The 6,873-nt window shown below is 56.8% G+C and carries 7 protein-coding genes; 1 reads left to right on the forward strand and 6 read right to left on the reverse strand.

Features of this window, described 5'->3' with window-relative positions; genetic code table 11:
- The first annotated feature begins 38 nt into the window (after positions 1-38).
- Complete coding sequence (gene pdxY, locus HMPREF9538_RS01090) at positions 39-899, forward strand: pyridoxal kinase PdxY (RefSeq protein WP_002907739.1); 861 nt, start codon at positions 39-41, stop codon at positions 897-899.
- 42 nt (positions 900-941) lie between these two features.
- Here pdxY and gstA read toward each other — a convergent pair whose 3' ends face one another.
- The 6 genes from gstA to rsxD all read right to left on the reverse strand — a co-directional run bounded on the left by gstA (position 942) and on the right by rsxD (position 6,792).
- Positions 942-1,547 carry a glutathione transferase GstA gene (gene gstA, locus HMPREF9538_RS01085; RefSeq protein ID WP_002907736.1) on the reverse strand — a complete coding sequence of 202 codons (606 nt, stop codon included), beginning with the start codon at positions 1,545-1,547 and terminating at the stop codon, positions 942-944.
- Positions 1,548-1,657: 110 nt separating this feature from the next.
- Complete coding sequence (gene dtpA, locus HMPREF9538_RS01080; RefSeq protein ID WP_004151206.1) at positions 1,658-3,163, reverse strand: dipeptide/tripeptide permease DtpA; 1,506 nt, start codon at positions 3,161-3,163, stop codon at positions 1,658-1,660.
- 607 nt (positions 3,164-3,770) lie between these two features.
- Positions 3,771-4,406 (reverse strand): endonuclease III, encoded by a 636-nt coding sequence (nth, locus tag HMPREF9538_RS01070; protein WP_002907734.1) that lies wholly within the window; start codon positions 4,404-4,406, stop codon positions 3,771-3,773.
- Between the two features lies 1 nt (position 4,407).
- A complete protein-coding gene (locus HMPREF9538_RS01065) occupies positions 4,408-5,106 on the reverse strand; it encodes an electron transport complex subunit E (RefSeq protein ID WP_002907733.1) in 699 nt (232 codons plus the stop codon).
- 2 nt (positions 5,107-5,108) lie between these two features.
- Positions 5,109-5,729, reverse strand: coding sequence for an electron transport complex subunit RsxG (gene rsxG / locus HMPREF9538_RS01060; protein WP_032457286.1), 621 nt, complete (start codon positions 5,727-5,729; stop codon positions 5,109-5,111).
- A gap of 10 nt (positions 5,730-5,739) precedes the next feature.
- Positions 5,740-6,792 carry an electron transport complex subunit RsxD gene (gene rsxD / locus HMPREF9538_RS01055; protein ID WP_002907730.1) on the reverse strand — a complete coding sequence of 351 codons (1,053 nt, stop codon included), beginning with the start codon at positions 6,790-6,792 and terminating at the stop codon, positions 5,740-5,742.
- Positions 6,793-6,873: the final 81 nt, after the last annotated feature.

The raw sequence follows: 6,873 nt of genomic DNA on the forward strand, positions 1-6,873 counted from the left end.
CCCCCCCCCCTTTTTCTTTTTAGGGTTGTGGTAAGAAAATGAAGAACATCCTCGCCATTCAGTCTCACGTTGTGTTTGGCCATGCCGGCAACAGTGCCGCCGAATTTCCGATGCGCCGTCTGGGCGCCAATGTCTGGCCCCTGAATACCGTACAGTTCTCTAACCATACGCAGTACGGCAAATGGACCGGCTGCGTCATGCCGCCTTCGCATTTGACGGAGATCGTTCAGGGCATTGCCGATATCGACAAGCTGCAGACCTGCGATGCGGTACTGAGCGGCTATCTTGGCTCCGCTGAGCAGGGAGAGCATATCCTCGGTATCGTGCGTCAGGTTAAGGCGGCCAATCCGGCGGCGAAATATTTTTGCGATCCGGTGATGGGTCACCCGGAGAAGGGCTGCATCGTCGCGCCGGGCGTGGCGGAGTTCCACGTGCGCTATGCGCTGCCGGCCAGCGATATTATTGCGCCGAATCTGGTTGAGCTGGAGATCCTGTGCGGTCATCCGGTCGCCAGCGTCAGCGAGGCAGTGGCCGCCGCGCGGGAGCTGATTGCCCAGGGGCCGGAAGTGGTATTAGTTAAGCATCTTGCCCGTGCGGGTCTGAGTATGGATCGTTTTGAGATGCTGCTGGTGACGGCCGAAGAAGCCTGGCATATTAGTCGGCCGCTGGTGGATTTCGGCCTGCGTCAGCCGGTGGGCGTCGGCGATGTGACCAGCGGTCTGCTGTTGGTTAAATTGCTGCAGGGGGCAAGTCTGCGCGATGCGCTGGAACACGTCACCGCCGCGGTGTACGAGATTATGCTCGCCACCAAAAATATGCAGGAATACGAACTACAGGTAGTAGCGGCGCAGGATCGCATCGCCGTACCGGAGCACTGCTTCAGCGCCACCCGGCTGTAACTCCCAGGGCCTGCCCGACGGTCCGCCGGGCAGGTTCAGGCCTTATTTTAAGCCTTCAGCCGCCAGTGCGGCCGCCACCGCCGGACGCGCTGCCACCTGCGTCATCCAGCTGCCGATATGACCATAGGCAGCCATATCCAGTTTTATAGCATAGGCCCAGCGCAGCACCGTAAACAGATAACCATCGGCAATGGTGAAGCGATGGCCGGTCAGCCACTGTTTGTCTGCCAGCGCTGCATCAACGTATTGCAGCTTTTTCTCAAGCAGCCCCCGCGCGACAGGCTTATAGTCCTCCGGGGTATCCGGGCGGAACAGCGGGGTAAAGCTTTTATGCAGCTCGGTGGCCACATAGTTCAGCCATTCGAGAGTCTGATAGCGCGCAATCGAGCCCACCGGCGCCAGCAGATGACGATCCGGCACCTGGTCTGCGATGTACTGCATGATGGCTACGCCCTCAGTGAGCAGGATATCATCATCCAGCAGCAGCGCCGGCACCTGACCTTTCGGGTTGATCAGCAGATAGTCTTCCCCGTTTTCCAGCCGTTTTTGGGCCAGATCCACGCTCTGCAGGGTAAAATCCAGACCGCTTTCGCGCAGGGCAATATGCGAGGCAAGGGAACAGGCGCCGGGTTTGTAGAACAGTTTCATGCGTGACTCCTCGTGGCTGCAGTTTTCTGTATGTTAGTCCTGCCAGGGGTAAAAAAAAAGCCGCTAAACTAACGTTAGCGGCTTAAAAATAATTAGTTTTCCCTGCGGCGTCAGGCAGCCGCGGTTTCGCGTGCTTTAATGTCCGCGCTGTCGTCCTGAGTCATACGATTCAGTTTCGGCGCGGTCAGCAGCATCAGGGCGGCGATAACCGCGGTGACGATACCAATCTGCAGGAATACGTGACCGTACACTTCCAGCGACACCAGCGGATCGGTGACATTCTCCGGGACTGCCATCAGGTTAGCGATTTTCCCGGCGATGATCGCCGCGCCTGCCGTGGTGAGGAACCAGCTGCCCATGATGAAGCCCATCAGACGCTGAGGAACCAGCTGAGCGACCATCGCCAGGCCGAGGCCGGAAATCATCAGTTCACCGATAGACTGTAGCGCGTAGCTCAGAATCAGCCAGTTGACCGAGACGATACCGGCGTCGCTGGCGAACTTCGCCCCTAAAGGCAGGACGAGGAATGCGCCAGAGCACAGTACCATACCGATAGCAAATTTGTGCGGCATCGGCAGGCGGTCGCCCATCTTGTTGTAGATGGCGGCCAGAATCGGGCTACCAATCATGATCCAGAACGGGTTCAGCGCCTGATACTGTTCCGGTTCAAAGGCGAGACCGAGGATCGAGTGCTCCACGTTACGGATGGCGAAGAAGTTCAGCGAGGTCGGCATCTGGCTGTACAACACGAAGAAGACAATCGCTTCTACCATCAGCAGGAAAGCGACGATCATTTTACGACGCGGAGCGCCTTTCAGGCCTATGGTTTCTTTGGCGAAAATCACGACGATACCCAGTGCGACGACGCCCAGCACCATACGTGCGATACCCTGGTTATGCAGCAGCCAGGTGGCGATAGCGACCAGCACCACCACGCCAGCGATGGTCGCCAGCAGTTTACCCATGTGTACCGGGGCAAAGTCCGGTTTAGAGCCGTACTGTTTAACCCATTTCTGACAGAAGGCGAAGTTAATAATGGTGATCACCATCCCCACCACGCTGAGGGCAAACGCTACGCTCCAGCCAAAACGTGCGGCCAGCCACGGGGTTGCCAGCATAGAGAAGAACGAACCGATGTTGATGGACATGTAGTACATGGTAAATGCACCGTCCAGACGTGGGTCGTTTTTGTCATAGCAGGTAGAAAGCAGGGAGGACGGGTTGGCTTTAAACAGGCCGTTACCGACGGCGATGGTCGCCATACCCATATAGACGATAGCGGCGTCATGGCCGGACCAGGCCACAAGCGCATAGCCAATCGCCAGCACGATAGCGCCCAGCATGATGACACGCTTGGTACCCAGCACTTTATCACCCAGCCAGCCGCCAATGGCGACGAGGCCATAAACCAGCGCGCTAAAGGAGGAGAACAGAGTAATGGAATCCGCTTCCGACATACCCAGCTGTTTTACCAGGTAAACGGCCATGATCCCTTGCAGGCCGTAGTAACCAAAACGCTCCCACAACTCGATCGAGAAAATGAGATAGAACGCGCGTGGTTGTTTGAAAGCGTTCAGACTCACGCTTTCTGCTGGTTTATTGTTTGCAGTAGACACATATACCTCTTTTTTTACATCCCATATTTACTGGGGGGTGTTCGGGGCGCAATCTCGTTGGACCGCCGCCTTTATAGTTATTCTTGGAGGGAAAACGGCAAGTAATGTTCACTATCCTGGCGCATCAGGCAAGGCTTTTGTAATAATCTGTTACACATAATCAGGGTGGTATAATGCTCCGGACATATAGATGTTATACAGCGTTAAATTTTACCGTTTCGATATCGTTGGTATTTTTATCTTTCGGGTTCGCCGGTTTGCCGGGAAAGGGCGATATATTCTACTGATCTGGCGTAATCATAGTGATATGGTCCATTATCTTAAAAAATCATGGGTCATTATCCTGACAATCTTTACTCATCCGTTGTATTGCCTGACATTTATTTCCATTCCAGTAACATTCATTCAACATAAAGTTGCGAGCATGATCTGGATCACAAATGCATAGAAATTTTGCGCTGATAAAAAATGAATGAACTAGTTGTTTGTTATATAACCGGATAATCATCCATAATCATGATGATTATGTGGTGTTAATGGCCGGTGAAATAGATGAATGCGGGCCATAACCCAGAGTTAAGCTATGACCGCAATAGAGACGAGACAGTCAGGCGTAGACTTTATCTTTGTATTCGCAAAGATCTTCAATCAGGCAGGAGCCGCAGCGCGGCTTGCGGGCAATACAGGTATAACGCCCATGCAGGATCAGCCAGTGATGGCAGTCGACCTTAAACTCGGCGGGGACCACCTTCAGAAGCTTCTCTTCCACCTGTTCAACATTCTTGCCCGGGGCGAACTGCGTCCGATTGCAGACGCGGAAGATGTGCGTGTCCACGGCGATGGTCGGCCAGCCAAAGGCGGTATTCAGCACCACGTTGGCGGTTTTACGGCCCACGCCGGGCAGCGCCTCCAGCGCTGCTCTGTCTTCCGGCACCTCACCATTGTGCTGCTCCAACAGGATGCGGCAGGTTTTGATGACGTTTTCCGCTTTGCTGTTAAACAGGCCGATAGTCTTGATATACGATTTTACCCCATCCACCCCCAGGGCCAGCATCGCTGCGGGCGTATTGGCCACCGGATAGAGTTTGGCTGTCGCTTTGTTGACGCTGACATCGGTGGCCTGTGCAGAAAGCAGAACGGCAATCAGCAACTCGAACGGCGAACTGAAATGCAGTTCGGTAGTGGGGTGGGGATCGTTTTCCCGCAGCCTGGTGAGGATCGCCAGGCGTTTGGCTTTGTTCATATTATGCTTTCCCTGTCACGTCGGACGGGGCGACAGAGACGGCCCGGGCCGCTTGCGCCTTCCGCTGTTTGCTACGTTCATCGATAAGGTATTTAATCGCCAGCATCATGCCGAGGCCAATAAAGGCGCCTGGCGGCAGCATAGCCAGCAGGAAAGGGGTGTCGGTGTGGAAAACCTCGATGCGCAGAACCTTCGCCCAGCTGCCAAGCAGACTGTCGGCGCCGTCAAACAGGGTGCCGTTGCCAAGGATCTCGCGCAGGGAGCCCAGCACAAACATCGCGCAGGTAGCGCCCATGCCGATCGAGAAACCGTCCAGCGCCGACAGCGCCGGCCCTTTTTTGGCGGCAAAGGCTTCGGCGCGGCCGACCACGATGCAGTTGGTCACGATAAGCGGGATGAAAATCCCCAGCGACTGATAGAGGCCGAAGGCATAGGCGTTGATCAGCATCTGCACGACGCTCACCACCGAGGCGATAATCATTACGTAGATGGGGATCCGGATCTCCGCCGGCGTCCAGCGGCGCAGGCTGGAGATGGTCAGGTTGGTCAGGGTTAACACCAGGGTGGTGGCCAAACCCAGCCCGAGGGCGTTGGTGGCGGTCGAGGTGACCGCCAGCAGAGGACACATACCTAACAGCTGAACCAGGGCGGAGTTATTTTTCCACAGGCCCTGGACGATGACGTCTTTAACTTCGCTCATGGTTATTCTCCACAGGCGGTGAATTCAGGAAGTTGCGCAGGCAGCGTTTGTGCATATAAGCCTGCGCGCTTAACGGCATTGACCACCGCCCGGGGGGTGATGGTGGCGCCGGTGAACTGGTCAAAATCGCCGCCATCCTTTTTGACCGCCCAGTGGCTATCGCCCTGGCCGTGGATGACTTTCCCGGCAAAATGGGTAATCCAGTCCGACAGGCGAAGTTCGATTTTATCCCCCAGGCCCGGCGTTTCATGATGCTCAGTTACGCGGGTGCCGAGGACCGTGCCGCTAAAATCGGCGGCAACCAGCAGCTGTATTGCTCCGGAGTAGCCGTCCGGCGCGGTGGCTTCCATCCCCGCGCCGATCGGTCGATCGTTATTTTTGGCGATCCACACTTTATGCTGGCCTTTGCCCAGCGCCGGGGCGCTGACCAGATAGCAGCTCTTAAGCAGATCGTTATTATAGCGGTCGGCAGGTAAAACCTGGTCGAATAACGCCTTTTGCTGCAGGGCCGCCTGCTGGTCGATGGTGCTTTTGGTCAGCTCATTGATCGCCGCCGTCAGCCCGGTGGAACCGGCGGCAAACAGCGCCAGCGTGACGCCGTGTTTACGCATCGTTTTTAACATCATTGCTCTCTCAACGGTGGCCATATACGCGCGGGCGCGTGTAGTAATCGATCAGCGGCACGGTAATATTCGCCAGCAGAACGGCAAACGCCACGCCGTCCGGATAACCACCGAAGCTGCGGATGAGCCAGACCAGCAGGCCAGCGAGGGCGCCAAAGATCAGACGGCCGCGGTTGGTTGTTGAGGCCGTCACCGGATCGGTCAGGATAAAGAAGGCGCCAAGCATGGTCGCCCCGGAGAGCAAATGCATCTGCGGTGAGGCCAGGCTCTGCGGCGAAAAAATCCAGCCGAGGGTGGCGCACAGGCCGAGGCTAACAAGGAAGCTGACCGGGATATGCCAGCGGATCGCCTTCTGCCACAGCAGGAAAAGGCCGCCTGCCAGCCAGGCGATATTCACCCACTGCCAGCCCAGACCTGCCAGCACGCCGCCGTAGACCGGCAATTGCAGCACCTGCTGAACGCTATGTCCGGCATGCAGGGAGGTTTTAAAGGTATCCAGCGGGGTGGCCTGGCTGACGCCGTCGATACCCAGCCGCAGACTGGCCATGTCGCCTCCGGCGGCGGTATGACCGGTGAAGATCATCTGCAGCGCGTCGCTGAATGCCGGGATATGGGCGGCTATCTCATAGGAAGGCAGCCAGGAGGTCATCTGCACCGGGAACGAAATCAGCAGCACGACATAGCCGATCATTGCCGGGTTGAAGGGGTTATGGCCCAGGCCTCCGTACAACTGCTTGGCAATGACTACGGCAAAGGCAGTGCCGAGCACCACCATCCACCACGGGGCCAGTGGCGGAATACTCACCGCCAGCAGCAGGCCGGTGAGCAGGGCGGAATTATCTTTCAGCGTGGCAGCAACAGGCTGTTTACGCAGTTTGAGAATAGCGGCTTCGGTCGCCCAGGCCGTCAGGGCGGCGAGGACAATCTGCAGTACGGTGCCCCAGCCGAAAAACCAGGTCTGGACCACAATGCCAGGCACAGCGGCGAGCAGCACCAGCAGCATAATACGCGAGGTCTGCCGCTGGTTATGGGTATAGGGGGAGCTTGCGATTCTGAAAACCATTTATTCCTCGTTAACTGCCTGCTGTGTTGCTTTACGCGCCTGAACGCGGGCGATAGCCGCGGCGACGGCCGCTTTGCGCGG

Source organism: Klebsiella sp. MS 92-3, from assembly GCF_000195655.1.
In the GTDB taxonomy this organism is placed as follows: domain Bacteria; phylum Pseudomonadota; class Gammaproteobacteria; order Enterobacterales; family Enterobacteriaceae; genus Klebsiella; species Klebsiella pneumoniae.

What these genes read in the sequence shown, in the direction of transcription:
- pdxY (WP_002907739.1), top strand. Translation starts at nt 39, where the DNA reads ATGAAGAACATCCTCGCCATTCAGTCTCACGTTGTGTTTGGCCATGCC.
- gstA (WP_002907736.1), bottom strand. Translation starts at nt 1,547, where the DNA reads ATGAAACTGTTCTACAAACCCGGCGCCTGTTCCCTTGCCTCGCATATT.
- HMPREF9538_RS01065 (WP_002907733.1), bottom strand. Translation starts at nt 5,106, where the DNA reads ATGAGCGAAGTTAAAGACGTCATCGTCCAGGGCCTGTGGAAAAATAAC.
- rsxD (WP_002907730.1), bottom strand. Translation starts at nt 6,792, where the DNA reads ATGGTTTTCAGAATCGCAAGCTCCCCCTATACCCATAACCAGCGGCAG.
- rsxG (WP_032457286.1), bottom strand. Translation starts at nt 5,729, where the DNA reads ATGTTAAAAACGATGCGTAAACACGGCGTCACGCTGGCGCTGTTTGCC.
- nth (WP_002907734.1), bottom strand. Translation starts at nt 4,406, where the DNA reads ATGAACAAAGCCAAACGCCTGGCGATCCTCACCAGGCTGCGGGAAAAC.